Genomic DNA, 26709 nt, shown 5'->3' with positions numbered 1-26709 from the left:
CGTCCAAAGGGCCAGACATGACCACCCGCATCGACCGCCGCATGGCGAAGCTGAAGACCGAGGGCCGCCCGGCGCTCGTCACCTATTTCATGGGTGGCGACCCCGACTATGAAACCTCGCTGTCGATCATGAAGGCGCTGCCCAAGGCGGGTGCCGACGTGATCGAGATGGGGATGCCGTTCTCCGACCCGATGGCCGACGGCCCGGCGATTCAGGCCGCCGGCCTGCGCGCGCTGAAGGGCGGCCAGACGTTGGTGAAGACGCTGAAATTGGCGTCCGACTTTCGCGCTGGCGATGACGAAACGCCTATCGTGCTGATGGGCTATTACAACCCGATCTACATCTACGGCGTCGACCGCTTCCTCGTCGACGCCAAGGCGAGCGGCATCGATGGGCTCATCGTCGTAGACCTGCCGCCGGAGATGGATGAGGAGCTGTGCATTCCGGCGCTGAAGGCCGGCATCAACTTCATCCGGCTGGCGACGCCGACCACCGACGACAAGCGCCTGCCCAAGGTGCTGCAGAACACGTCCGGCTTCGTCTACTACGTCTCGATGACCGGCATCACCGGTGCGGCACTCGCCGAAACCGGCAAGGTGGCGTCGGCGGTCAAGCGCATCAAGGGTCACACCGACCTGCCTGTCTGCGTTGGCTTCGGCGTCAAGACCGCCGAACAGGCGCGCGTCATCGGCGCCAACGCCGACGGCGTCGTCGTCGGCACGGCGATCGTCAACGCGGTCGCCAATGTGCTGGGGCCGAAGGGCGAAAAGACCGCCGATCCGGCCGAGGCCGTCGCCACGCTGGTCAGCGGCCTGGCGCAAGGCGTGCGCTCGGCCCGCCTTGCTGCTGCCGAATAGTTTTCCTACGTCTTTACCCAACTCTTCGTCAGGACAGGAGCCGAAGCGATGAACTGGATCACCAATTACGTTCGCCCGAAGATCAACTCGATGCTCGGCCGGCGTACCGACATGCCCGAGAATCTCTGGATCAAGGATCCCGAGACCGGCGAGATGGTGTTCCACAAGGATCTGGAATCCAACCAGTTCGTCATCCCGTCCTCCGGCCATCACATGAAGATCTCGGCCAAGGAGCGGCTGAAATTCTTCTTCGATGACGGCAAGTACGAGACCCTGGACAACCCCAAGGTCATGCAGGATCCGCTGAAATTCCGCGACGAGAAGCGCTATGTCGACCGGCTGAAGGACGCCAAGGGCAAGACCGGCCTGGAAGACGCCATCATCAATGCGCTGGGGACCGTCGAGGGCCTGCCGGTGGTGGTGACGGTGCAGGATTTCGCCTTCATGGGCGGCTCGCTCGGCATGGCGGCTGGCGATGCCATCGTACATGGCTTCGAGGTCGCCTTGCAACGCAAGCGGCCGCTGATCCTGTTCGCCGCTTCCGGCGGCGCCCGCATGCAGGAAGGTATTTTGTCCCTCATGCAATTGCCGCGCACCACGGTCGGCGTCGACCGGCTGAAGGAAGCCGGCCTCCCTTATATCGTCGTGCTGACCAATCCGACCACCGGCGGCGTCACCGCCTCCTACGCCATGTTGGGCGACGTGCACATTGCCGAGCCCGGCGCGCTGATCGGCTTTGCCGGGCCGCGTGTCATCGAGCAGACCATCCGCGAGAAATTGCCGGACGGCTTCCAGCGCGCCGAATATCTGATGGAGCATGGCATGGTCGACATGGTGGTGTCCCGGCTGGAGATGCGCCAGACGATCGCGCGTCTGCTCAAGATGCTGCTCAAGATGCCGGAAGAGCAAAAGCCGCTGGAACCGGAAATCCTGCCGCCGGCCGTGCTTGCCGCCGAAGCCCGGCCACAGGCTTGACGCTACGATGGCCGGAGGTGAGCCCGGCCTGGCGCGACATTGGCCGCCGCGAACAGCGATTGCGCGCCGCCCATGACGCGCTGTAGCCTTTTGATAGCCGTGGTCATTGCGGGAGCGATTCTGGCTCTCGGGCCATGCGCCGGGATTGTGCCATGACGACGCTTGCCGCCGACCGCGAAATCGAAGCCCTGATGGCGCTTCACCCGAAAGGCTTCGACCTTTCGCTCGATCGCATCACGCGGCTGCTGGAGCGGCTGGACAATCCGCAGGATTTGCTGCCGCCGGTCATCCACATTGCCGGCACCAACGGCAAGGGCTCCTGCGCCGCCTTCTCGCGGGCGCTGCTGGAAGCTTCCGGCCGCCTCGTCCACGTCCACACTTCGCCGCATCTGGTCAGCTGGCACGAGCGCTACAGGCTGGCCGCCGAGGGCGGCGGCAGGCTGGTCGACGATGACATCTTCGCCGAGGCCATCGCCCGAGTCGCCAAGGCCAATGCAGGCCAGAAGATCACCGTCTTCGAAATCCTCACCGCCGTCACCTTCATCCTGTTCTCGGAACATCCGGCCGATGCCGCCATCATCGAGGTCGGTCTTGGCGGCCGCTTCGACGCCACCAACGTCATCGCGCGGCCGGCCGTGTCGGTGATCATGCCGGTGTCGATGGACCACGAGGCCTATCTCGGCGACCGTGTGGAGCTGATCGCCGCCGAAAAGGCCGGCATCATGAAACGCGGCTGTCCCGTGGTCATCGGCGCCCAGGAAAGCGAGACGGCGCTGCAGGTGCTGATCGACACCGCCGAGCGGCTGGAATGCCCGACCCTCGTCTATGGCCAGGATTTTCTCGCTTTCGAGGAAAACGGCCGCATGGTCTACCAGGACGATGATGGCTTGATGGACCTGCCGTCGCCGCGCCTGCCCGGTCGCCACCAGTTCGCCAATGCCGCCGCCGCGATCGCCGCGGTCAAGGCCGCCGGCTTCGAGATCAGCCACCGCGCCGCCGAGAAGGCGATGACCAGTGTCGCCTGGCCCGGCCGCATGCAGAAGCTGGGGCAGGGCAGGCTGGCGGAACTGGCGCCGAAGGGCGCCGACATCTGGCTCGATGGCGGCCACAATCCGGGCGCCGGCGTGGTCGTCGCCGAAGCGCTGGCCGAGCAGGAAGAAAAGAACCCGCGCCCGCTGTTCCTCATTTCGGGCATGATCAACACCAAGGACCAGAGCGGCTATTTCCGCGCCTTCAAGGGCTTGGTCAGGCATGTCTACACGGTGCCAGTGAGCCAGAGCGATGCCGGCGTGCCGAACGACGAACTGGCGGTCCGCGCCACGGAAGCCGGACTGACGGCCGAACCGGTAAGCTCCGTCGCCAGCGCGCTCATGCTGCTGCGCGACACCTGGGACGGCCCGCCGCCACGCATCCTGATTGGCGGGTCCCTCTATCTGGCCGGTGCGGTGCTGGCTGAAAACGGCACGCCGCCGACCTGAGGGCGGCTACAGTTTCGACGCCTTGCATCTTTAGACGCCTGCGGCGGAATTCTGCTATCTCGCTTTTGACCGAAAGATCCGAGGGCGGTTCAGAAGTCCCACGGCGAGATTAGGTCAAGGCTGGTGGCACTAAAGTCATTGAGATTGCGCGTTGCCAGTCGACCACCATTCACCCGCGCTATTGCCGCGATCATGCCACCGGGAGCTGACATGCCGCGGCCTTGGCGCGTGGCGAACCCCATGATCTCGCCATAAGCCAAGGCAGCTTCTTCCGTCAGCCCAAAAATCCGGTCGGCAAATCGATGGCGCCATCGTGAAAGTCCCTGCTCCAGCCGATCGGCTCGCTCATCGGGCCGTATCTTTTGAATGCCAAAGGCGATTTCCGCAATCGTCACCGTGGGAAGGGCCAGTTCGGCGTCGTTGCGGACGAGCCACGCCAGCACGGCCGGGTTCGGCGCCTTCTTGAAGGACTCCGAAATCACGTTGGTATCGACGAAAATCAAAGCTCAAGCCCTGAATGAACCTGGCGAGCTTCGTGAATAACTTCCTCCAGATCGATGTCGACGCCGGCGCTCGCGATCAGGCTGGCATAGAAGGTTGATGCGGGTTCGCGGCCCGCTTCACGGATTTCGTATGATTCAAGCGCACGTTCGACCACATCGGCTATCGAACGATTTTCGCGACGAGCCAGTCTGTGAGCCAGGTCGCGTGCTTTTGCGCTGCGGACTGAGAGCTGTGGTTCGGCCATGTCAAACTCCCGTTTGGAAAGAGATATAGACCGATCAGCACCTGCCATCAAGATGGCAGGGGATGGCATGCCAGCACATCGTGCCGATCAGTCGATGAATCTCCCGGTGTAACTATCGGCGAGCGAATGGCCCTATTTCAGCTCGATCTCGATAAAAGCGTACTCGCCGTCATTGGCGCTGATGACGTCGTGTTCGACGCCCTCCTTGCGGAAATAGGGGGAACCTTTCTTCATATCGGCGAAGGTTTCACCGTCCTTGGTCACCAGCTTCAGCTTGCCGTCCATCAGCGGCACCACGACATAGTCGTGGCCGTGGCGATGCCAGCCAGTGTTGTCGCCCGGCTGGAAGCGGTATTCGGTGACGATGACGCGCTCATTGTCGATGAAGACTGTGGCCTTGGCGGATCCGGTCATTTCTCTCTCCTGCTTCTGCCGCCAACAGAAGACATGGAGGGCGCCGATGTGAGTGCCAGAGCGGCGCACCGATGGCGCCAACAAAAAGCCCGGCGCGATGGCCGGGCTCAATGCTTCGAATTCAAATGGTATCAGGCGAGATTGCCATTGACCCAGTGCGACAGCGCGGTCTTGGGCGCGGCGCCAACCTTGATGTCGGCCACTTCGCCGCCCTTGAAGATCATCAGCGTCGGGATCGAGCGCACGCCAAACTGGGCGGCAAGCTCGGGATTCTCGTCGATGTTGAGCTTGGCGATCTTGACCTTGGCGCCGAGTTCGGTGGCGATGTCCTCAAGCGCCGGTGCGATCATCTTGCAGGGGCCGCACCACTCCGCCCAGAAATCAACCACGACCGGTACCTGGGCATTGAGCACATCGGCCTGGAAATTGTTCTTGTCGACCTTGACGGTGGTCATGCGGAAATCCTTTCGAAATTTTTCGTCGCACCAAATGTGGTGGTTGCCGCGCCCTTCTTCAAGCAGTTCTTGTGTCACGCTCCCGTGAGTCGGGCAAGGGCGTCGTCCATGGCCCGGGCCGGGAGCTCGATCAGCCTCGGCGCTTCGGTGAACAGCAGGGCCGCCTTGATTTCCCGCCCTGGATAAAGCGGCTGCAGCAGGGCGCGATAGAGCGCGAGCTGAAGCAGATAGGCCGGGGGGACCTCGGCCGGGGAGGCGGGTGCGGGCCGGTTGGTCTTGTAGTCGACGATCGAGACCGTATCCGGCGTCACCGCCAGCCGGTCGATCTTGCCGGAGATGGAGCGAATTTTGCCCTTGACCTCCAGGCTGCCCATGATCGCGACCTCTGCACGTGACGAGGGCGCGAACAGTTGACCGAGGCCGGGGTCGGCAAGGATGGCCATGACCGACGCCAGGGCCTTTTCACGCTCGGCTTGCGGCCACCCCGCACCCGTTCGCGAGAGGTAACGCTCCGCCGCACTTTGGCGGCCGCTCTCGGCCATGCCGGGCAGCATCTGCAGCAGTTTGTGCAAGGCGAGCCCGCGCATCACGGCAAAACCCGGCTCGGCATCGGCGTCTAGCACCGGCGAGGCCTTGTCGACAACCGCTTCCTTGCCTTCCTCGATCAGCGCCGAGGCGCCCGATGGCGACAACGGTCGCGGCAGGTCCTCGAAAGGCGGCAAGGGCCGGAACAGGGTCGCCGGCAGCGGGCCGAAAGCATCGGCTTGCCGCGCCTGTTCACTGACGCCTGGCGCGACCGGCGGCAAGTTGGTGACATGGAAACGATGCACCGGCTCGCCGCCGGCGGGGTGCGGACGCTGTTCGCTTTCCGGCGCACCGATCAGCGCGCGGCTGACGATCGAATGCCAGGTTCCGGTGTTCGGCGCCCGCTTGCCGTGATAACCGCAGACGATCAGCCGGTCCTCCGCGCGCGTCATGCCGACATAGAGCAGCCGGCGGTATTCATCGTCGGCGAGTTCGCGGGCGCGAGCAGCCGCCGTTTTCGAAAAGCCGTTGGCGACGTCGCTGGCCGAACGCCAGAGATAGCCCTTGCCGTCCCAATGCCTGCCCGATCCCTCGAAAGGCATCAGGCGCGGCAAATGCTGGTCGCTGAAGGGAGCGGAACCGCCGTCGACCAGGAACACCACCGGCGCCTCCAGGCCCTTGGCGGCGTGCACGGTCATGACCCGGACCTCGTCGCGGGTCTGATCCATCTCGCGCTTGATCTCGGGGCCGGCGTTTTCCAGCGTCGACAGGAAGGCTTCCAGCCCGGGCAGGCCGGTCCGCTCGTCCGCAAGGCAGAAGCTCAGGAACTCATCGAGAATATCGCCGGCTTCCGGCCCGAGCCGGGCGACCATCTTGCGGCGCACGCCATCGCGCGCCAGCAGGCCGGCATAGAACTCGAACACCGGCTTGAAGGCGGCCTCATCAGCCCAGAGGTCAAGCTGAGCGACGACCTTTGCGAGGGCTTCGTCGTCGCCGGCTTGCTGGCGCAGCGATGCCGCCAGCGACACGCCGGCCGGCCTCTGCGCGGCGAGCGTGAACAGCCTCTCCTCCGGCAGGTCGAAGATCGGGCTGCGCAGGACGGCGGCGAGCGACAGGTCATCCTGCGGCTGGATCAGCAGATGGCCGAGCGCGATCAGATCCTTGACCGCGATATGGCCGGGCAAGCTCAGCCGGTCGGCGCCGGCGACCGGAATGTCGCAACGCTTGAGCGCGCGGGTCAGCGCGTGGACGAAACTGTCGCGCTTGCGCACCAGCACCAGCACGTCGCCCGGCCGCAGCCGCTTGCCACGGCCCTCGATGATTTCGCCCATGCCGATCCACCCGGCAATGGTGGCCGCGACATTCTCGGCGACGCGCACCGCCGGCGCATGGGCATGGTCGATCGCTTGCGTCCAGTCGTCGGGCTCGTCGACGGCTCCGGCACCGATCGACGGCCACACCTCGACATAGCCCGGCGCATCGGTGCGGATCGCCTTGTGGTTCAGCGGATCGGGGTCGTGGCTGATGCCGCGCCGCACGGTCGGATCGGCAAAGACGCGGTCGACGGCGGCCAGCACATCGTCCGTGGAGCGGAACGACCAGGTCAGCTTGAGGTCGGCGAAGGATGCATCGGCCTCGCGCACCCGCCCGGCGAACAACAGCCGGCTGTCGGCGAAGGAGTCCGGGGCGGCACCCTGAAAGGAATAAATCGACTGTTTCTCGTCGCCGACGGCAAAGACCGTGCGGTGGACCCGATCGCGCGCACCGAAGCCGGCAAAGAATTCTTCCGCCAGCCGCTTCACCACTTCCCATTGATCCGGGCTGGTGTCCTGCGCCTCGTCGAGCAGAATGTGGTCGATGCCCTGGTCGAGCTTGTACTGTACCCACGGGCCGGCATCGGGCCGCGCCAGAAGGTTCACCGTGCGCGTGATCAGGTCGTTGAAGTCGAGAAAGCCGCGGCTGCGTTTCAGCACTTCGTAGCGCGCGATCAGCCAGTCGGCGATGGTCAAGGCCGCGCGTGTGCCCTCCAGCATCCGGAACAGCGCCAGCCGGTCGACGGTCTCCATGATGGCGCCGGCCGCCGAGAGATAGCGCTCGGCCAGGTCCGGCAGCCGGTCGGCCAGCGCCTTCTTGAAGGCCTTTGCCGGATCATAGGGATCGCCATCGGTCTTGAGGAAGGCTCTTGCCAGGAGTTGCAGCCGACGAACGGGATCGCCCTCGGCGAAAGCCTGGCGCGCATAGGGCAGGATGTTGTTCAGCACCGATCTGGCGTCGGTGGCTTCGGCTGCCTGGACAAAGCCGGCAAAATAGTCCGGCAGGAAGCCGGGCAGCGGCCATATCGACGCCGCTATGCCTTCCGCGGTCTGGCCGGGGCGGAAATGGAACTCATCGAACAAGGGCTGGAAGCCGTCGCGCCCGACGGCATCGAGGAAATCGCGCAACCCGTCGCGCTTGCGCACGATCTCGCCGAGCAGGGCGTCGAGACCAGCTTCGCCGCCGCGCTCCAGGACAGTGGCGAAGGCCTCGGCCAGGGCCCTGTCGCCGGCGGCCGAGATCATCTCGCGGCGCGCGGCGGCAAAAAGCGAGGCCTCCATCTGGCTGTCGAGCATTTCGAAATGGGCGGGGATATTGGCTTCCAGCGGGAACTGATGCAGCACGGATTCGCAGAAAGCGTGGATCGTCTGGATCTTCAGCCCGCCGGGCGTTTCCAGGGCCTCGGCGAACAGGCGGCGGGCTCTGCGCATGGTGCCGCGATCGGGCCGGCGCCCCTCCAGCGCCTCGACTTTGGACGCCAGCTCCGCGTCGCCAAGCGTCGTCCACTCCGACAGCGTGGAAAAAACCCGGTTCGACATGTTGGCGGCCGCGGCGCGCGTATAGGTCAGGCACAATATCTTCGACGGGTCGGTGCCGTTGAGCAGCAGCCGGATGACGCGCTGGGCAAGCACATGGGTCTTGCCCGATCCCGCATTGGCCGACACCCAGGCGGAATTGCCGGGATCGGCGGCGCCGGCCTGGCTCGAAGCCGTGTCGGTCGGGATCGGATAGGCTTTCTTCATGCCTCTCCGCCCTCGTCCCCGGCGTCTCCGCCGGCGGACCATTCGAGTACGCGGGCGAGGTGGTCGTAGTCGCCGTCGGTTTCGCCTTCGCGAAACGGCAGCGCGCGCGACAGATAGCCGGTCGCCGGGTCGGCATAATGGATCAGCAGCTTTTCCAGCCGCGCCCAGGCCTCTTCGGCGAGGTCGGCCGCGGTGCGTGGCTGGCGGTTGTGTTCGAGTATGGACTCCTCGAATACCTCGCCATTCGGCTTCAGCCTGATGAAGGCCAGTTGCGACGGCTCGCGCGCCCCCAGATCCTTGAACGCGCCACGCCTCAGCAGCGCGCCTTCCAGCGCCAGTTGCGGCGCCAGCAGCGTATGCGCCTGGGCCTTCGAAGGCGAGGAACCCGTCTTGTAGTCCAGAATGTCGGCCATGCCGCCGGCCAGCAGGTCGACCCTGTCGGCGTAACCGGACAGCGTCACCCCGGACTGTCCGACGACGGTTTTCCCAGCCCTCTCCTCGGCATGCCGCTGGACCACCGCATCGGCGCGCGTGCGCTCCCATTCGATGATGTTGGCGGCGAGCTTTTCGAAACGCGGCCACCACACGGCCTCGACATCGGCCGGAAGCGCCGCCTCGGCAAAACAGGCACGGCCGGCGGCGATGAGCCCGGCCAGCGCGTCCGGCGCGCGCGGGTCGGCCACCTCGGAGGAGAAGAGATGCAGGATGGCGTGAAACAGCGTGCCGCGCTCGGCCGCGCCCGGATCACGGATGAGCGGATCGAGCGGCATCAGGCCGAGGATCCTTCGGGCGTAGATGGCGTAGGGGTCGCGGCGCAGCGTCTCGATCTCGGTGACCGAGAAATGGCCCGGGCGAACCGGCAATGGCGGTTTCGGCTGCGGCCGCGGCGCGAAATCCCGCTTCGGCCCTGTGTCGAGCGCGCGTGCCCAGGCAAGCAATTCATCGCCGCGCCGGCGCAGCGCTGTCGCCTGGTCGTTGCCGATGAAGGTGAGCAGCCGCTGCAACCAGCGCGACGGCACGGCGGGCGCGTCGCCGGCGCGCGCCGAGCGCGCCAGCAGCACCTTCCTGGCACCCATGGCCATCTGGAAGTCATGCGCGGCGAGGCCGATGCGCCGCTCCGGCGGTTCGAGATCGATGCCGGTCTTCATCAGCCGCGACATGAAGCGGTCGCTCTCCGGCTTGCGCGGCCAGACCCCTTCGTTGAGCCCACCGATGACCAGTGTGTCGACATGCTGCAGCCGGGCTTCCAGCGCGCCCCAGATGGCGATGTTCCTGTCGGTGCCTTGCGCCGGCTTGACGGTCTCGGGCGCGATCAGCGCCTCCATCACGTCAGGCCATTCGATTGCCGCGAACGACAGCGGCGCCGAAGCCGCGACCAGCCCGCGCAAAAGGTCGGCGAGCTTTTCGCCGGCATCGCCGGCGTAGAGTTCGCCAAGGCCGCCATCGGCGGAACTGCCGAGATTCTCCAGGGCAACGACGCTGGTCTCGACCAGCGCGGCAAGGCCGGCTTCCGCCTGGCCCCGAAAGGCTGAAAGCGGCGCCAGCGCTTGCTTGAGACGTTCAAGCAAATTCCGCGCGCCTTCGATGGAGCGCACGGTCAGCCGCGCAAACCAGAAGGGCGGCCGGCTGTCATCGCCAAGGCCGGTGAGGCGGGCTTCGAAAAGGTCCGGCAGCGACGCAATGTCGGGGCGGCCGGTGCCGCCGCGCAGCGCCACCAGTTCGACCAATTCCGCCGCGTGGCGCACATCGCCGCGTTCCAGGCCGAGGCCGAGCAATGGATGCTTGAGCAGCGACAACAGGCCGACCGGATCTCCCGGCCGGAACACCGCCTCGAGCGCCAGCCTGAGCAGGCTGGCCGCCGGCGTGTTGGAAAGCGGCGTGCCGCCGGAATCGTCGGCAACGACACCGAAGCGCTTGAGCTCGACACTGACGCGGCGCGCCAGGGCGCGGTCGCCGGTCACGAGAGCGGCCCTTTGGCCGGGTTCTTCCACGGCCTGCTTGAGTGCGACCGCGATCGCGACGGCCTCGTCGCGCTCGCTTGCCGCTTCGAGCAGCGTCACGTCGGCGAAGGCGGCGGCAATATCGGACGCTGAAAACCCGTTTCGCGTCTCCGCCCACAATTCGGTGGTCTCGGCCGGCCGCAACGCCTCGCCGACAAGGGCCGCGCGGAGCGCGAGCTTCGGCTCGGCCGCGCCGATCTCCTCGACATCGCCGCGCAGCACGCCAATCTTGCCGATCAGCTTCGCCAGGCCGTATTGCGGATGGCCAAGCACGGCTGGACGCGCGCCTGGCGCCACGAGCGCCTGGAAGGAGGCTTCGTCCAGTAACTGGTCGAGCCCGGGCAACACGATGGCGCCACCGGTGAGGCCGGCGATGGTCGCAAGCAGCTCCGCCGTGGCGGGGATGGAACCGGTGGACCCCGCGGCTATGACCGGCCCGGCGGGCGGATTGCGCCGCAGCCGCGCGGCCTCGGCGCGGATCAAGGCGCTGCGATGCGCTGCCGGGTTGGAGCGGTCGCTTTCTTCGAGGAATTTCGGCCAGGCATCGGTGACGATGCCGAGGAATTCGAGCGTCACCTGCCACCATCCGGCAAGGTTCCCGCTCACCAGGCCGGCAAGTTTGGCCCAGTCGGTGCCTTCCGTCTCGATCTCGTCCATCAGTCCGGTCAGATCGCGCGCCAGCCAGATCGCGTCGGCGGTGGAGGCAGGCACAACGATCTCCTCGGCGAAGAGCGCCGCGACATGGGCGGGCAACCGGCGTTTCCACGCCCGCACCAGCGGCGTTAGCAGCAACAGCCGTTCGGTGGCGGCGATCGGCGGCGCCAGATCGATTGCCGCCGATGGCTCGGCCTCGAACAAGGCTTCATCCTCGTCGAATTCGCCGAGCGGACGGATCACCGGCAGGATCGCCGAACCGCCGCCGCCACGCGCCTTCAGGCTGTCGACGAACACGCCGCGCAGGGCACGTGCGGCACGGCGCGTCGGCACATAGATGGTGACGTCGGCCAGAGCGAGCGGATCGCCGTCGAAACGAAACCCGGGGACAAGCCGGCCGGCAAGCAGCGCCTCGGCCAGCGTCGGCAGAAACGGCGCTCCGGAGGGAATGGAAAAAACGCGGCTTGAGCCGCTCATTGCGATCCGATGAGTGCGCCGGCCACCGCGTCTTCGGCGAGCGGAATGGCGTCGGGCGTGCCGACGGTTATCCAGTGGCCATGCATCGGCATGCCGAACAGGCGGCCGCGGGCAATCGCCTTGTCGAAATAGGCGTTGAGCGAATGCGGTTCGGCGGTTGCGTCCTTGAACAGGCGCGGATGGATGATCGCGGCGCCGGCATAGATCAGGCCGGCAGGATCGCCTTTCGAACGCCGCAGCGCGCCGTCCGGCGCCACCAGGAAATCGGTGCTGCCACAATGGCCTGTCGCCTGATGGAGATCCGCCAGCATCAGCAGAATATCCATTTTCGCCGCGTCCCATGCAAGGGCGAGCCGCCTGAGATTGAGCGGGCCGTGGTCGATCCAGAATGTATCGGCGTTGAGGATGTAGAACGGCTGTTGGCCGAGTTCCGGCAGCGCCTTGACGATGCCGCCGGCGGAATCGAGCAGCCGGTCGCTTTCATCGGAAATGACGATGCGCGGCGCGCGGCGCGCGGCGACATGGGCGACGATCTGTTCGGGAAGGTAATGGACATTGACCACCGCCGTGCCGACGCCGGCCGCGGCCAGGCTGTCGAGGCCCCAGTCGAGCAGCGTCTTGCCGGCGATCCGAACCAGCGGTTTGGGGATGGTGTCGGTGATCGGCCGCATGCGCTTGCCAAGCCCCGCGGCAAGTACGATGGCGATGTCCGGTCTCATTGTCACAGCGCTCGTTCCTCCAGCAACCCGTGCGCGCCGTAGAAATCTCGCAGCTCGGCGAGCGCGGGATGCGACAGCGCCCGCCTGAGATAGTCGCGGATGCGCGGCAGGTGCTTGAGATAATAGGGTTTGCCGTCGCGTTTTTCGAGGCGCACGAAAATGCCCAGGATCTTGGAATTGCGTTGTGCGGCCATGATTGCGTAGGCTTCGAGGAAGCCTGCTTCATCGAAGCCGCCGGCTTTGTGACGCGCCGCGACATAGGCAGCAAGCGTCCGCTTCTCGATCTCGGGCGGGATGGTGACGCGGGCGTCCATGGCAAGCGAGGCGACATCATAGGCGGCGGGACCGATCAGCGCGTCCTGCACGTCGACGATGCCGAGCCGGTCGAGGCCGGACCGCTCGCCGCGCCAGATGATGTTGGGTGAATGGAAGTCGCGCAACATCAACGTGTATTCGCTGCCTTGCAGCCGGTCGAGAAGCGCGTTCCATGTCCTGTGGTAGCCGGAACGCAGCGCGTCGCTCGCCGGGCCGCCCGATATCGCCGGCACGTACCAGTCGATCAGCAGGTCCGCCTCGATCAGCATGGCGTCGCGATCGAATGGCGGCACGTCATGGACGACGCCGGGTGCCGCCTCCATGCGGGGCGGCCAGGTCTTGCCATGCATCATGGCAAGCAGTTCGGCCGCTGCCTCGTAGCGTTCGGCGACTGGCTCGCCATTGCCGGCGAGAAAGCCTTCCGAGCCCAGATGCTCGAGCAGCAGGAAGCCCTGGTCGAGATCCTGCGCGTCAATCCTGGGCACCGCGACGCCGGCAGCCTGCAGCGCACGGTCGATGGCGACGAAAGCCGACACCGACTGCGCGGTGTGGGCGATCACGGCATAGGGCTTGCCGTCGCGCACGGGAGGGCCGAGCACCAGCCGCGGCGAATTCATCAGCACTCGCGGCGCCTCGCCGGCAAGCGAGACGATCTCGTAGGAGCGGGCCGAGGCATCGCCGATGAAATGCCGGCGCCGCGCTTGCCCCCATCCGGCGTTGTCGAGGAAGCCGCGCATGGCCAGCGAGCGCGCCACACGGTCGAAGCTCGCGCCTTGCCCCGACAGGCGCGCCAGCCGGCCCTCGCCGTGCTGGACGAGTTCGATCAGCACCGTCGTCTTGGGCAAATAGCCCTCAGCCCGTTCGGGCCACTCGATGAGGGCGGCACCTTGCGCGATTGCTTCCTCGAAGCCGAGCTCGTCGAGCTCGGCCGCCGAGGACAGGCGGTAGAGATCGAAATGATGGACCGGGATGCGTGTGTCGTAGCTCTGAACCAGCGTGAAGGTCGGGCTCGGCACTTCGAGATCGGCATCGTCGGCCAGTGTTCGGATGAGCGCTCTTGCCAGCGTCGACTTGCCGGCGCCGAGATCGCCCTTGAGCGCCAGCACGTCGCCGACGCGCAGCGCCAGCGCCAGATCCTCGCCCAGTCGCGCCGTCTGGGTCTCGTCGGCGAGCAAACGCTCCAGCACCGGTTCCGTCATCGAGCGCGCTACTCGGCCGCTGCGCGGATACCCGGCATGTCGGGAAAGGTGCAGATGACGGTCGTGCCCTTGTCCTTGCCGGTTTCGATGCGAACGGCGCCGCCATGCAGTTCGACAAAGCTCTTGACGATCGACAGGCCGAGGCCGGCGCCGCGGCGGCGGCCGCCATTGGTGCGCGGCTCGAAGCGGCGGAACACCGAATCGAGCACATCAGGCGGCATGCCGGGCCCGTCGTCGTGAACCGAGAACTCGACTTCGTCCGCCAGCTGGCGGCAGGCCAGCCGGATGGTGCTGGCCTCCGGCGCGTAATTGGCGGCGTTGCTCAGCAGATTGTAGAGGATCTGGCGGATGCGGGTTTCGTCGCCATGGAACGTCTTCGGCGCGGCGGCGGCGTCGACCGCAAGCCGGATCGAATGCTCCTCCAGCCGGTCGGCGACAAGCTCGGCGGCGGCCGCGATGGTGCGGTCGACATGCACTTCGGAAATGTCGAGCTGCATGATGCCGGCATCGACGGTCGCAAGGTCCAGTATGTCATTGACGATGGTCAGCAGCACCGAGGAGGACGAGCCGACATGCTCGACATATTCGCGCTGCTTCTGCGTCAACGGGCCGGTTGCCGGCAGCGACAGCAGCTCGGTGAAGCCGATGATGTTGGTCAGCGGCGAACGCAGTTCATAGGACACATGCTGGACGAATTCGTTCTTGAGCTGGTCCGATTTCTCGAGCGCCTCGTTCCTGTCCTTGAGCGCGCGTTCGACGTGGACGCTGTCGGTAACGTCGACGAAGGTCATCATCACTTGCCCGTTGGGCAGCGGAATCACGGCGTACCGCAGCACGGTGCCGTTGTTGAGCTCGGTCTGGCCGTGGCGGTCGCGGCGCTCGTCGTCGAAGCCGGTGATGGCGGCGACGAAGCCGGGCCAGGGGCTCTCGACCGCTTGTCGGTCGGAGAGCTCGCGTATGGCCGATACGTGCACATTGGGCTTGGCGGCTTCCGCGTCCAACCCCCACAGCGTGGCGAAGGCCGGGTTCGACAGGCGCAGCCGGCCGTCGGGGCCGAACACCGCGACGCCTTCCGCCAGATTGTCGAGCGTTTCGCCCTGGACCCGAACCGCGGTGCGGTAGCGGCTTTCGAGATCCATCTTCTCGGTCAGGTTCTCGAACACCCAGGTGACGCCGCCCTTGGGTTGCGGATTGGCGACGACACGGATCGTCTTGCCGTCCGGCAGATGCCACCAGTGCTCCTGCGATTCGACGGCGCGGTAGGCGCCGAGCAGGCCTTCCTTCCAGCGGCGCCATTCCGGCTGTTCGGCGATCTTGCCCTCGCTGCGCAGCCGGTCGAGCAAAAGGGCGTTGTCGGGCGCGCTGTGCAGGAAGCCGCTGTCGAGCCCCCACAGTTTCTGGAAAGCCTGGTTGAAGAAGCGCAGCTTCTCGTCGGTGTCGAAGATGGCGACCGCGGTGTTGAGCTGGTCGAGCGTATCGGCGTGGCTGCGCACAGTCCGCTCATATTCGCCGCGGATGGCCTCGATGGCGCTGGTGTCGCAGGCAAGGCCGGCCGAACCGTCGGCGCCGGCAAAGTCGGTCACGGCGAACACGCGGCGGTCGCCTTCGATCACCGTCGACAGCGACTGCTCGAACACCGGATGCGATTTGTGCTGCGTGGCGATGGCGTCGCGCGCCTGGCCGCCGAGGAACTCCTTGGCGCCGCGCACGGCGGCTTCCGCGCTCTCGGCTTCGACGGCGTCGGCATAGGCCCGGTTCACCCATTTCAGGCGGCCATGCTCGTCACGCAGCCATGCCGGCATCTTCAGCGCTTCGAGCAGGCCGATCATCGTGTCATGGTCAGCGGCCAGCCGCTGGTTGTCGATCTTGAGCCGGGCCTGGCTGCGCTGTGTCTCGGACAGCGAGACAAACCGCACCAGCACATGGGCCGCGCTCTTGCGGCCATGCACCTCCAATGGAGCGCCGGCCTGGGATTCGATCACCAGGTCGAACGGCCTGCCTTTTTCGCGCAAACCCGCCACGGCATGTTCGAGTGCCGCCGCCGAACGCGGCATCAGCCAGCGGCCAAAGGCGAGGAACGCGGCCCGTTCCTCCGGCGCGCCGCTTTCGGTCGGCAATGTGCCGATGAGTTCGGGCTTCTTGTTTTCCGAGGCCCAGACGACGACACGCTGGTCGCGCAAATTGAGCAGCGCTTCCGAACGCCGCAATGCCGCGCTGACATCGGCGACGCGGCTTCTCAGCTCGACATTCTCCGCCGAGGTACGCGCTCGTTCGCGGATGAGAACGATGGCCGACAGGAATGCCGTACCCGTTACGCCGACGAACACCGCCAGTTGTACGACCTCGACGGTGCTGATCGAAAGACCGGCCACCGCGGCGCCGACCGCCTGGGCATGCGCGACCGCCCCCTGCAAGGGGCAGGCAAGCGCGGAACCGGCAAGGAGCAATCCCGCACGGGCGCGCCAGGAAAGGCGCTCGCCGCGTGTGGCGCAGCCCATGGTCCCTGAATCATCGTGGCCGCCGGAAACGGCCTGTCCCGCGTGAAGCGGGTTTTCCCCCGGCATGTCTTGGTCCTCTTCGCCGCCTGAATGCAAGACCGCCCTGACGCGTGCGCCGGTCCTCGCCCCTGGACCCGCGAATCACAACAATAGCGCCTGCTGGAATCGGCGTGAAGAATCATTCGGCGCAAAAATAAAGCCGGGCGAAAAGTCAATCGCCCGGCATCAATATCTTGTAGTAAATTCGGCTTTGGTTAATAGCGGTAGTGTTCCGGCTTGAACGGACCCTGCGGCGTGACGCCGATATAGGCGGCCTGCTCGCCCGACAGCTCGGTCAAGCGGGCGCCGAGCTTGTCGAGATGCAGGCGCGCGACCTTCTCATCGAGATGCTTGGGCAGCACATAGACTTGGTTCTGGTACTGCTCACCCTTGGTGTAGAGCTCGATCTGGGCCAGCACCTGGTTGGTGAAGGATGCCGACATGACGAAGCTCGGATGGCCGGTGGCGTTGCCGAGATTGAGCAGGCGGCCCTCCGACAGGAGGATCATCCGCTTGCCGTCCGGGAAGGTGATCATGTCGACCTGCGGCTTGACATTGGTCCACTTCAGATTGCGCAGCGACGCGACCTGGATCTCGTTGTCGAAATGGCCGATGTTGCCGACGATCACCATGTCCTTCATCGAGCGCATATGGTCGAGAGTGACGACATCCTTGTTGCCGGTGGTGGTGATGACGATGTCGGCGGTCGGTGCCGCATCTTCCAGCGTGACCACTTCAAAACCGTCCATCGCCGCCTGCAGCGCGCAGATCGGGTCGACTTCGGTGACCTTGACGCGGGCGCCCGCGCCCTTGAGCGAGGCCGACGAGCCTTTACCGACATCGCCATAGCCGCAGACGACCGCGACCTTGCCGGCCATCATCGTGTCGGTGCCGCGGCGGATGCCGTCGACCAGCGATTCCTTGCAGCCATATTTGTTGTCGAACTTCGACTTGGTCACCGAGTCGTTGACGTTGATGGCGGGGAAGGGCAGCAGGCCCTTCTTCTGCAGCTGGTAGAGCCGGTTGACGCCGGTAGTCGTCTCTTCGGTGACGCCGCGGATCGCTTCCTTCTGCTTGGTGAAGAAGCCCGGCGAAGCCTTCAGGCGCTTCTTGACCTGCGCGTAGAAATATTCCTCTTCCTCGCTCTGCGGATTGGACAGCACGTCCTCGCCGGCCTCGGCGCGGGCGCCGATCAGGATATACATGGTGGCGTCGCCGCCATCATCGAGGATCATGTTGGAGAGGCCGCCATCGGCCCACTGGAAGATCCTGTCGGTGTAGTCCCAGTACTGTTCGAGGCTTTCGCCCTTGACGGCGAAGACCGGAATGCCGGCCTCGGCAATCGCCGCGGCGGCGTGATCCTGGGTCGAGAAGATGTTGCAGGAAGCCCAGCGGATATCGGCGCCGAGCACCTTCAGCGTCTCGATCAGCACCGCCGTCTGGATGGTCATGTGCAGCGAGCCGGTGATGCGCGCGCCCTTGAGCGGCTTCTTGGCGCCGAATTCCTCGCGGCAGGCCATCAGGCCCGGCATTTCGGTCTCGGCTATATCGAGTTCCTTGCGGCCCCAGCCGGCAAGCGAGATGTCGGCGACCACATAGTCCTTGCTACCCGTCATGGCAGTGCTCCGATGCGAATTGTTATGCGTGCGAATTGTTTGCGGATGCGCCCGTGCCGGAAGACATTTCCAAGGGCGCGAATTGCCGGTCTGACTAGCAGATCAGGTTCCACACGACAATGGGATATAAAGAAATCTTTATTCGTGCATGTCCCGGAGGGCTGATTTCGGGGTCAGCACTCTTCGCCGAAACGGGAGGCGACAAGCTGCTCCAGCGCATCCATGACCTCGAGCGCCTCCGGGCCGCTGGCGGTGACGCGGATCGAGTATCCCGGGCTGGCGGCCAGCATCATCAGGCCCATGATCGACGTGCCGCCGACCTGGACGCCGTCCTTCTCGACATGGACAGAGGCGTTGAAGCCGCTGGCGAGCTGGACGAATTTCGCCGAGGCGCGCGCATGCAGGCCGCGCTGGTTGACGATCGGAAACTCCCGGACGATCTGGTCTTTTTCCGGGAATATCGCGTTCATTTGCTGCTCAGAAGCTGGCTGGCGACATTGATGTATTTGCGGCCCGCGGCCTGCGCTTCATCGAGCGCCGCCGCCATGTTGTCGCCCTTGCGGATCGACGACAGCTTGATCAGCATCGGCAGGTTCATGCCGGCGATCACTTCGGTGCGGCCGGACTCCATCACCGAGATGGCCAGGTTGGATGGCGTGCCGCCGAACATGTCGGTCAGCACGATCACACCTGCCCCTGTATCGACACGGGCGACCGCGTCGACGATGTCGCGGCGACGCTGCTCCATATCGTCGTCGGCACCGATCGCCACGGTTTCGAAATTGTCTTGTGGCCCGACGACATGTTCGACGGCATGTCGGAACTCGGTGGCCAGTTGACCGTGCGTTACAAGCACGAGTCCGATCATTCTTTGGTGGCTCCCGTCATCGCCGCTTCACAGGCGCATTTTATGCTCGCCAGCCAATCCAGGCGGCGGGAGCGCTATCTTGTCGACGCGCGGCCCGTTGACAAGCCCAAAATTGCGCCGGCCCATGCCATTTTGACGCATTGCAGCAAAAAACCCAGGGCGGATCATAGAAAAGGCGCGATCGACAGCCGCGCCATGATGGCCGGCAAGGCCGTGGCGGCGTTGCGCTCCGCAAGGTCGATACGCGGCACCGGGCAGCCTGCGACCGGCTCACTGAGTTCCTCCTGGAAACGGGCCATTTCCGCCTTCGGCACAAGCCGCACATGCAGGTCGATCACGCCGCCCGGCTCGAATGGTAGCGGGCGCGGCATGAACCCAGGCACCTCGGCGAGACCGGCGATGGTCGGCGGCACGCGGCAGACCAGCCGCCCGGCGTGTGCCGAGGCAAGCAGCCTGTCGTCGCCGATCAGCCGCGAGAACAGCGCGCGCGCCCGGCAATGGTCCAGGAGCGTCAGCGCCAGTGTCGTCTTGCCGGCCCCGGACGGGCCGGTGATGAGGACGCCGCGATCGCCGATCAGGATCGCGGTTCCGTGGATGTTTTCAGGCTGCGCGGCGGCTTCGGGCATGGTTATATCAGGGCCAAGGTCATCCCTCGGCCGGCAGCGTCACGACGAAGCGTGCGCCCTTGATCTCGCCGGGCTTGGTGCCGGGAATGTTTTCAGCGGTCAGCGTGCCGCCATGGGCCTCGACGATCTGCCTGGAGATCGACAGGCCAAGCCCCGAATTCTGGCCGAACGCCTCGCCGGCCGGCCGGTCGGTGTAGAAGCGTTCGAAGATGCGGTCGATCGTGTCGGCGCGGATGCCGGGCCCATTGTCGTCGACGGTCAGGATGTTGAACTTGCCGGCGCGCGCCAGAGACAGGCTGATGTGGCCATGATCCTCGGGCACGAAGGAGCGGGCGTTCTCGATCAGGTTGGTGATGACCTGGCCGATGCGCAAGTCATGGCCGACGACGACATAGCCCTTGGCGCCCTGTGGCAGCTTGGCAACCTTGAGCTCGATCTCGACCGCCTTCTTGTTGCGCGTCGTTTCACGCGAAACAGCGACGAGGTCGGTGACGAATTTCTTCAGGTCGACGGTTCCCGCGTCCTCGCGCGCCAGTTCGGCGTCGAGGCGGGAGGCATCGGAAATGTCGGTGATGAGGCGGTCCAGCCGTTTGACGTCATGCTGGATGATCTCCATCAGACGTGCGCGCGAGGTATCATTTTTCGCCAGGGGCAATGTTTCGACGGCGCTGCGCAACGACGTCAGCGGGTTCTTCAGCTCATGCGAAACATCGGCGGCGAAACTCTCGATCGCCTCGATGCGCGCATAGAGCGCGTTGGTCATGTCGCGCACGGCTATCGACAGATTGCCGATCTCGTCCTGGCGGTCGGAAAAGTCGGGGATTTCCTCGCGGCTCTTGACGCCGCGGCGCACCCGCACGGCCGCCGCCGACAGCCGGCGCAGCGGGTTTGCGATGGTGGAAGCCAAAAGCATCGACAGGATTGCGGTGACGAGCGCCGCGATGCCGAAGACGCGCAGGATCGCCTTGCGTTCGGCGGCGACGATCTTGTCGATATCGCCGCCTTCGGTCGACAGCATCAGCACACCGAGAACGGCGCGAAAACGCTGGATCGGCACCGCCACCGAGACGATCTGCTCGCCCTGTTCCGAGACACGCACGATGGTCGACGGGCTGCCGGTCAGCGCCTTGACCACTTCCGGAAAGGCGGCGCCGTTGCCGCCCGGCTGTTCGTGATAGACCGGCAGGTCGGTGTTGCGGAAGAAGTCGAAGATGAATTTCTGGACGCGCTCGACAAGGTCGGGTTCTTCCTCTTCGACCGGCGGCAGGTCGTAGCGCAGGATCTGGCCGCGCGAATAGAGATGGCGTGAATCGAGCAGCAGGTTGGCGTCGCGGTCATAGATGCGGGCGCGCGTGCGGGTCGGCGAGATCAGCCGCCGCAGCACCGGCGCCACGCGCTCCGGGTTGATCGGAAAATCCAGATTGTCGAGCTGGTCCGAGCCGGGTCCCAGGCTTTCGCCGGCCTGCAGCTCGAGCAGCTTTTCCGGGTCGATGCTGATCGAATCCGTCTCGACCGTCGCCGACGCCGCGATGGCGCCGGCGATGATCTCGCCCTGCGTCATCAGGCTTTCGACGCGCGCGTCGATCAGACCGTCGCGGAAGGTGTTGAGGTAGAGGATGCCGGTGACGAGCACCGCCAGCCCGGCGAGATTGAGGAAGAGGATACGCCGCGTCAGGCTGGAAAAGATATGGTGGCCGAGGAATCGGCGCATAGGCACCGTGAATTTCGACACGAAGGACGGCATGATGCGCGACGGCCGCCTGGCAGCGGCCGCCGGTCTGCTTCGTTGTGCTTCCACTGCCATCGAATAGCAGCTCCTGCCTAGGCTTTACGCTTCGCGGAACCGGTATCCGACTCCGTAAAGGGTTTCGATCATTTCAAAGTCGTCGTCGACGGCCTTGAACTTCTTGCGCAGCCGCTTGATGTGGCTGTCGATCGTGCGGTCGTCGACATAGACCTGCTCATCATAGGCCGAATCCATCAGCGCATCACGGCTTTTTACCACACCGGGGCGTTGCGCCAGCGAATGCAGGATCAGGAACTCGGTGACGGTGAGCGTTACCGGCTCGCCCTTCCAGGTGCAGGTATGGCGCTCCTGATCCATGACGAGTTGGCCGCGTTCGAGCGAGCGAGCCTGCTGGCTGGGCGCTTTTGCCGCGGCCTCGCGGGCACTGGCCCGGCGTAATACGGCGCGCACCCGCTCGACCAGCAGGCGCTGCGAGAACGGTTTGCGGATGAAGTCGTCGGCGCCCATCTTGAGACCGAACAATTCATCGATCTCATCGTCCTTGGAGGTCAGGAAGATCACCGGCAGGTCGGATTTCTGGCGCATCCGGCGCAGAAGCTCCATGCCGTCCATGCGCGGCATCTTGATGTCGAGGATGGCGAGATTCGGCGGCCGCGCCGCCAGGCCTTCCAGCGCGGACGCACCATCCGTGTAGGTCTCGACACGATATCCCTCGGATTCGAGGGCGATCGACACCGACGTCAGAATGTTGCGGTCGTCGTCGACAAGCGCGATTGTTGCCATTTCAAGCGGCTCCCTCATGAGCTGTCCCTTCTTTCGTAGAGAAGGGGCTTTTGCAGGACAAATTAGGTACAAAATGTGGCGTAGGCCTTGTCCGCTGTCACGAGCAAGGGTGCCGCCGGCCACAATTCAACCTCGACACGGATTGGACGAACGAACATCGCCAATCCTTTGGGCAACCACGAAACTTTTCGCATATATAAACGATTTAAACAACTTTCAAAATATTTAAATCGATTAATGATTTGATATCATTTGGCTTTTCTGGTTCTGACCATGCTGGCCTGCTTGGCGGGTGTGCCGGAAATACGCCGGCAAAGATGCGGCAAATCTTGAGAAAGGTCTCCAATGTCGGAAATCGGCAAACGCAATCGTGCCTGCGCGATCGATCGTATCGGTCTGAAAACCTCCGGCATGGTGCGCTACAATTTCGGCGCGGCCGCCCTCTATGAGGAAGCGATCCGGCGCGGCGAAGCCCGGCTGACCGCCCATGGCGCGCTCGTCGCCGAGACCGGCCAGCACACTGGCCGCTCGCCCAAGGACAAGTTCGTCGTTCGCGACGGCGCCACCGAGCCGCATGTCTGGTGGGACAACAACAAGGCGATCTCGCCGGCTCAATTCGACGTTTTGCTCGCCGATTTCCAGGCCCACGCCGAGGACAAGGATCTCTATGTACAGGATCTGGTCGGCGGCGCCGACGAGGAGCTCAAGCTGCCCACCAGGGTGATCACCGAATTTGCCTGGCACTCGCTGTTCATCCGCAACCTGCTCATCCGTCCCGACGCGGCCGAACTCGAACAGTTCGTGCCCGGCATGACGATCATCGACCTGCCGTCCTTCCGCGCCGATCCCGCCCGCCATGGCAGCCGCACCGAAACGGTGATCGCCGTCGACCTGACCCGCATGATCGTGCTGATCGGCGGCACCTCCTACGCCGGCGAGATGAAGAAGTCGGTGTTCACCATGCTCAACTACCTCCTGCCGGAGAAGGGCGTGATGCCGATGCACTGCTCGGCCAATGAAGGACCGGCCGGCGATGCCGCCATCTTCTTCGGCCTGTCGGGCACCGGCAAGACGACGCTGTCGGCCGATCCGTCCCGCACATTGATCGGCGACGACGAGCATGGCTGGGGCCCGCACGGCATCTTCAATTTCGAAGGCGGCTGCTACGCCAAGACGATCAAGCTGTCGGTGGAAGCCGAGCCGGAGATCTTCGCCACCACGCAACGCTTTGGCACGGTGCTGGAAAATGTCGTGCTAGATGCCGACGCAGTGCCGGATTTCAATGACGGCAGGCTCACCGAAAACACACGCTGTGCCTATCCGCTCGACTTCATCCCCAACGCCTCGAAGACCGGGCGCGCCAGTCATCCGAAGAACATCATCATGCTGACCGCCGACGCTTTCGGCGTGATGCCGCCGATCGCCCGGCTGACGCCGGCGCAGGCCATGTATCATTTCCTCTCCGGCTACACGGCCAAGGTCGCCGGAACCGAAAAAGGCGTCACCGAGCCCGAGGCGACCTTCTCGACCTGTTTCGGCGCGCCCTTCATGCCGCGCCATCCGTCGGAATATGGCAACCTTCTGCGCGAACTGATTGCCCGCCATGGCGCCGATTGCTGGCTGGTCAACACCGGCTGGACCGGCGGCGCGCATGGCACCGGCAAGCGTATGCCGATCAAGGCGACGCGCGCGCTGCTCGCTGCCGCCCTCGACGGCTCGCTGAAGGCAGGCGCTTTCCGCACCGACGCCAATTTCGGCTTCGAGGTGCCGGTGGCGGTGCCGGGTGTCGACAGCGCCATTCTCGACCCGCGCTCAACCTGGGCGGACAAGGCGGCCTACGACCGGCAGGCGGCAAGGCTGGTCGGCATGTTCGCCGTCAATTTCGAGAAATTCGAAAGCCATGTCGACGCCGTGGTGCTGGGGGCAGCACCTCGCATGCAGGAAGCGGCGGAGTAATCGCCAAGCCGCTCAGCATCATTGCCGCGTGGTTCCAGTGAAGGCCCGGTTTCGATCGGGCCTTTTCTTTTTCGGTCTGCCGCGCCATGACTGCGGCATGCCGATCGACGACGACATCATCATCTCAGGCGAGGCCGTGATCCACCCGGGCGACTTGCACGAGGATTTCATCCGCTCGTCCGGTCCCGGCGGCCAGAACGTCAACAAGGTGGCGACGGCGGTGCAGCTTCGCTTCGACGCGCAGAACGCCGAGGGCCTGTCGGACCGTGTGCGCGAGCGGACCATAAAACTTGCCGGCCAGCGCGCCACCAAGGACGGTGTCATCGTCATCGAGGCCGGACGCTTCCGTACCCAGGAACAGAACCGCGCCGATGCGCGGGCCAGGCTCACGGCACTGGTCGCCAAGGCCGCCGAACCACCGCCGCCGCCGCGCAAGAAGACGCGGCCGTCGAAAGGCGCGGTCGAGCGGCGGCTCAAGACCAAGGCCGGGCGATCGACAGTGAAGAGGCTGCGCGGTCGGGTGGAGAACGATTAAGCAGCACGCCAATCGTGCCCGTCAACCGCCTTTGGCCAATCGGGCAAACGAATTCACCGCGCGTTCTGCCCGGGCAATTTCAGTGAAAAACGACGACGGCTTTCGGGTCGCCCTCTGCCTGTGATGGTGGCATCTTGCGGCTCCGAACATTAGCAAGGTGAACCAGTCCATGCTCGTTCTGCCCAAAGGCGTCCGCCACATGCCGGCCCATCTGTCCCGCGCCGTCCAGGAGACGCTGGTCGAGGAGGTGAGGAGCATCGTCCAGCAAGCGCCGTTGTTCGTGCCGGCCATGCCGCGGACCGGCAAGGAGATGAGCGTGCGCATGACAAATTGCGGTCCGCTCGGTTGGGTCACCGACAAGGAACGCGGCTATCGCTACCAGCCGACGCATCCGCTGACCGGAGAGCCATGGCCGCCTATCCCCGACAGCCTGCTCGACCTGTGGCGGCAGGTGTCGGGCTATCCGAATCCACCGGAGGCCTGCCTGATCAATTTCTACACGCCCGACGCAAAGATGGGCCTGCATCAGGATCGCGACGAGGCCGATTTCTCGGCTCCCGTCGTCTCTGTCTCGCTGGGCGACGACTGTCTGTTCAGGGTCGGCCAGACAACGCGCGATGGCGCTACCAAATCGTTCAGGCTGAAAAGCGGCGATGTCGTCGTGCTTGGCGGCGAGGGCCGTCTTGCCTTCCATGGCGTCGACCGCATCTGCCCTTCGACCTCGGCGCTGCTCAAGAACGGCGGCAGGATCAATCTGACGCTGCGGCGGGTGACGAAGCCCGGCGAGACCTCCACATAAGCCGATCTTAACGCGCGTCGCTTATCAAGGCGGACAGGGTCTTGGAAACAGCGCAATGGCACAGGCCGATCAGACTGCCCGCAATCGAGCCGATTTTCGGTTCGCGGCACTTGTGCTGTGCACCGGAATCCTGATCGGGCTGCGCTACCATCTTGCCTTGTGGACCTTCGACGAGCACGGCTTCTCCGAACTCAGCGACCGGCTGCCTTATTGGGATTTCACCAATCTGTGGGCCGGCGGACGCATGGCGCTCGACGGCCATGTAGCCTGGCTGTTTGACGTCGACAGCTATCGCGCGGCCTTGCGGCGGATGTTTTCGCCCGATCTTCCCAACCAGGAATGGAGCTACCCGCCCAGCATCCTGATCTTCGGTGCGCCGCTCGCGCTGCTGCCGATCTTTGCGGCCTATTTCATCTGGACTTTCGGCACCGTCTTCTGCCTGTGGCTGGCGGTGCGGCCGCTGAAACTGGGCACGCTGGCCGAAGCGGCCGTCCTTGTGTGTCCAGCCGTCTTCGTCAACGCCATCTTCGGCCAGAACGGCGCCCTGACCACCGCTCTTCTCATTGGCGGACTGGCGGTGGCGCCGAAGCGGCCAATCCTGGCCGGGCTGCTGTTCGGTCTGCTGACGATCAAGCCGCATCTGGGCATTCTGGTGCCGTTCTGCCTGCTGGCCAGCGGCAACTGGCGTGCCATCGCCGCAGCGGCTCTGTCATCGGCGGCTCTGTTCATTTTGACCGGGCTCTCACTCGGATTCGACGTCTGGCATCTGTTCTGGACCGAAACCCGCCCCCTGATGACGGCGATCCTGGAGGCACCCTATCCGCAACCCTACCAGGCCAATGCCGCAACCATGTTCTTCCTGGCGCGCGCATGCGGCGCCGGGCTGACAGTGGCCTATGCGATGCAAGCCGCTGCGACCATTGCCGCAATCTGCGCCGCCATCTGGGGCTGGTTGCCACGGCGGCAGGTCGTGCATGGCGAAAGAGTGGTCCTCACCGCCGTGCTGGCAACGGTCGCGACGCCGTACGGCTACAGCTACGACACCGTCGGTCTCGCCGTTGCCGTCGCCTACCTGTTTTCGAGGCGCGCCAGCATGCCCCGGATTTTCCTGGCGCTCGTCTGGCTCTATCCTGCCATCGCTCATCTGGTGAACGGCATCGGGCTTGGCATCGGCGTGTTGGTGCCCTTGTCGCTGTCGGCATGGATGCTTGCCGACATAAGGGCTCGCGAACGCGTGACCTCGACGATAGCTGACGGCCGGATATCATCGCCACGGTGAACCATTGCCGTGCCCTCGGCTCTCTTCCGCGGGGTGTCCATCGGGCTCGATCCGCTCGTGCCGCCATCGCGACCCAGGGGGGTGAACTCCG

Annotated in this window: 22 protein-coding genes; 7 read left to right on the top strand and 15 right to left on the bottom strand. The window is 65.0% G+C overall.

Annotation, left to right across the window (positions count from 1 at the left end):
* Positions 1 to 17 precede the first annotated feature (17 nt).
* The 3 genes from trpA to EN861_RS04160 all read left to right on the top strand — a co-directional run bounded on the left by trpA (position 18) and on the right by EN861_RS04160 (position 3310).
* Complete coding sequence (gene trpA / locus EN861_RS04170; RefSeq protein WP_135862519.1) at positions 18 to 857, top strand: tryptophan synthase subunit alpha; 840 nt, start codon at positions 18 to 20, stop codon at positions 855 to 857.
* Positions 858 to 905: 48 nt separating this feature from the next.
* Positions 906 to 1832 carry an acetyl-CoA carboxylase, carboxyltransferase subunit beta gene (gene accD / locus EN861_RS04165; RefSeq protein ID WP_135862517.1) on the top strand — a complete coding sequence of 309 codons (927 nt, stop codon included), beginning with the start codon at positions 906 to 908 and terminating at the stop codon, positions 1830 to 1832.
* 152 nt (positions 1833 to 1984) lie between these two features.
* Entirely contained in the window at positions 1985 to 3310 is a 1326-nt protein-coding gene (locus tag EN861_RS04160; RefSeq protein ID WP_135862515.1) for a folylpolyglutamate synthase/dihydrofolate synthase family protein, read from the top strand.
* A gap of 89 nt (positions 3311 to 3399) precedes the next feature.
* Here the strand turns inward: EN861_RS04160 and EN861_RS04155 are convergent, their stop codons facing one another.
* The 15 genes from EN861_RS04155 to EN861_RS04080 all read right to left on the bottom strand — a co-directional run bounded on the left by EN861_RS04155 (position 3400) and on the right by EN861_RS04080 (position 22049).
* Positions 3400 to 3813: a type II toxin-antitoxin system VapC family toxin gene (locus tag EN861_RS04155; protein WP_127280588.1), complete on the bottom strand. Its 414-nt coding sequence runs from the start codon at positions 3811 to 3813 to the stop codon at positions 3400 to 3402.
* Positions 3810 to 4058, bottom strand: a complete 249-nt coding sequence (locus EN861_RS04150; RefSeq protein WP_127280589.1) for a plasmid stabilization protein — start codon at positions 4056 to 4058, stop codon at positions 3810 to 3812. Before EN861_RS04150 ends, EN861_RS04155 begins: the two co-directional genes overlap by 4 nt.
* Before the next feature lie 132 nt (positions 4059 to 4190).
* A complete protein-coding gene (locus tag EN861_RS04145) occupies positions 4191 to 4472 on the bottom strand; it encodes a cupin domain-containing protein (protein ID WP_127280590.1) in 282 nt (93 codons plus the stop codon).
* A 131-nt stretch (positions 4473 to 4603) separates the two neighbouring features.
* On the bottom strand, positions 4604 to 4927 hold the full coding sequence (trxA, locus tag EN861_RS04140) for a thioredoxin (protein WP_015314366.1): 324 nt from the start codon (positions 4925 to 4927) through the stop codon (positions 4604 to 4606).
* 74 nt (positions 4928 to 5001) lie between these two features.
* Positions 5002 to 8508 (bottom strand): double-strand break repair helicase AddA, encoded by a 3507-nt coding sequence (gene addA, locus EN861_RS04135; protein ID WP_135862512.1) that lies wholly within the window; start codon positions 8506 to 8508, stop codon positions 5002 to 5004.
* Positions 8505 to 11639: a double-strand break repair protein AddB gene (gene addB / locus EN861_RS04130; RefSeq protein WP_135862510.1), complete on the bottom strand. Its 3135-nt coding sequence runs from the start codon at positions 11637 to 11639 to the stop codon at positions 8505 to 8507. Before addB ends, addA begins: the two co-directional genes overlap by 4 nt.
* Entirely contained in the window at positions 11636 to 12358 is a 723-nt protein-coding gene (locus EN861_RS04125; protein ID WP_189343573.1) for a nucleotidyltransferase family protein, read from the bottom strand. The genes addB and EN861_RS04125 overlap by 4 nt, the downstream gene beginning before the upstream one ends.
* A gap of 2 nt (positions 12359 to 12360) precedes the next feature.
* Positions 12361 to 13872: a tRNA (adenosine(37)-N6)-threonylcarbamoyltransferase complex ATPase subunit type 1 TsaE gene (gene tsaE, locus EN861_RS04120; RefSeq protein ID WP_127279619.1), complete on the bottom strand. Its 1512-nt coding sequence runs from the start codon at positions 13870 to 13872 to the stop codon at positions 12361 to 12363.
* Between the two features lie 8 nt (positions 13873 to 13880).
* The gene (locus EN861_RS04115) at positions 13881 to 16436 is read right to left on the bottom strand and encodes a PAS domain-containing sensor histidine kinase (RefSeq protein ID WP_135862505.1); all 2556 of its coding nucleotides are present in this window, start codon (positions 16434 to 16436) and stop codon (positions 13881 to 13883) included.
* A gap of 188 nt (positions 16437 to 16624) precedes the next feature.
* Positions 16625 to 18025, bottom strand: coding sequence for an adenosylhomocysteinase (gene ahcY, locus EN861_RS04110; protein WP_127279621.1), 1401 nt, complete (start codon positions 18023 to 18025; stop codon positions 16625 to 16627).
* 173 nt (positions 18026 to 18198) lie between these two features.
* Positions 18199 to 18495, bottom strand: a complete 297-nt coding sequence (locus EN861_RS04105) for an HPr family phosphocarrier protein (protein WP_127275650.1) — start codon at positions 18493 to 18495, stop codon at positions 18199 to 18201.
* Complete coding sequence (locus EN861_RS04100) at positions 18492 to 18893, bottom strand: PTS sugar transporter subunit IIA (protein ID WP_010912939.1); 402 nt, start codon at positions 18891 to 18893, stop codon at positions 18492 to 18494. The genes EN861_RS04105 and EN861_RS04100 overlap by 4 nt, the downstream gene beginning before the upstream one ends.
* A gap of 164 nt (positions 18894 to 19057) precedes the next feature.
* Positions 19058 to 19519, bottom strand: a complete 462-nt coding sequence (locus EN861_RS04090; RefSeq protein WP_135862503.1) for an HPr kinase/phosphorylase — start codon at positions 19517 to 19519, stop codon at positions 19058 to 19060.
* Between the two features lie 19 nt (positions 19520 to 19538).
* Positions 19539 to 21323: a sensor histidine kinase gene (locus EN861_RS04085; RefSeq protein ID WP_127275653.1), complete on the bottom strand. Its 1785-nt coding sequence runs from the start codon at positions 21321 to 21323 to the stop codon at positions 19539 to 19541.
* A 24-nt stretch (positions 21324 to 21347) separates the two neighbouring features.
* Entirely contained in the window at positions 21348 to 22049 is a 702-nt protein-coding gene (locus EN861_RS04080; protein WP_010912942.1) for a response regulator transcription factor, read from the bottom strand.
* A 345-nt stretch (positions 22050 to 22394) separates the two neighbouring features.
* On the opposite strand from EN861_RS04080, the gene EN861_RS04075 reads away from it, so the two are divergent.
* The 4 genes from EN861_RS04075 (at position 22395) to EN861_RS04060 (ending at position 26618) form a co-directional block, all read left to right on the top strand.
* A complete protein-coding gene (locus EN861_RS04075; RefSeq protein WP_135862499.1) occupies positions 22395 to 24005 on the top strand; it encodes a phosphoenolpyruvate carboxykinase in 1611 nt (536 codons plus the stop codon).
* A 97-nt stretch (positions 24006 to 24102) separates the two neighbouring features.
* Positions 24103 to 24540 carry an alternative ribosome rescue aminoacyl-tRNA hydrolase ArfB gene (gene arfB / locus EN861_RS04070; protein ID WP_127275655.1) on the top strand — a complete coding sequence of 146 codons (438 nt, stop codon included), beginning with the start codon at positions 24103 to 24105 and terminating at the stop codon, positions 24538 to 24540.
* A gap of 169 nt (positions 24541 to 24709) precedes the next feature.
* Positions 24710 to 25339, top strand: a complete 630-nt coding sequence (locus EN861_RS04065) for an alpha-ketoglutarate-dependent dioxygenase AlkB (RefSeq protein ID WP_135862497.1) — start codon at positions 24710 to 24712, stop codon at positions 25337 to 25339.
* A gap of 55 nt (positions 25340 to 25394) precedes the next feature.
* Positions 25395 to 26618, top strand: a complete 1224-nt coding sequence (locus EN861_RS04060) for a glycosyltransferase family 87 protein (protein ID WP_245511985.1) — start codon at positions 25395 to 25397, stop codon at positions 26616 to 26618.
* The last annotated feature ends 91 nt before the right edge of the window (positions 26619 to 26709 follow it).

Source organism: Mesorhizobium sp. M8A.F.Ca.ET.218.01.1.1, from assembly GCF_004791165.1.
In the GTDB taxonomy this organism is placed as follows: domain Bacteria; phylum Pseudomonadota; class Alphaproteobacteria; order Rhizobiales; family Rhizobiaceae; genus Mesorhizobium.
Note: the sequence above shows the minus strand (reverse complement) of the source record. Positions and strands in the feature narration are given on the sequence as shown.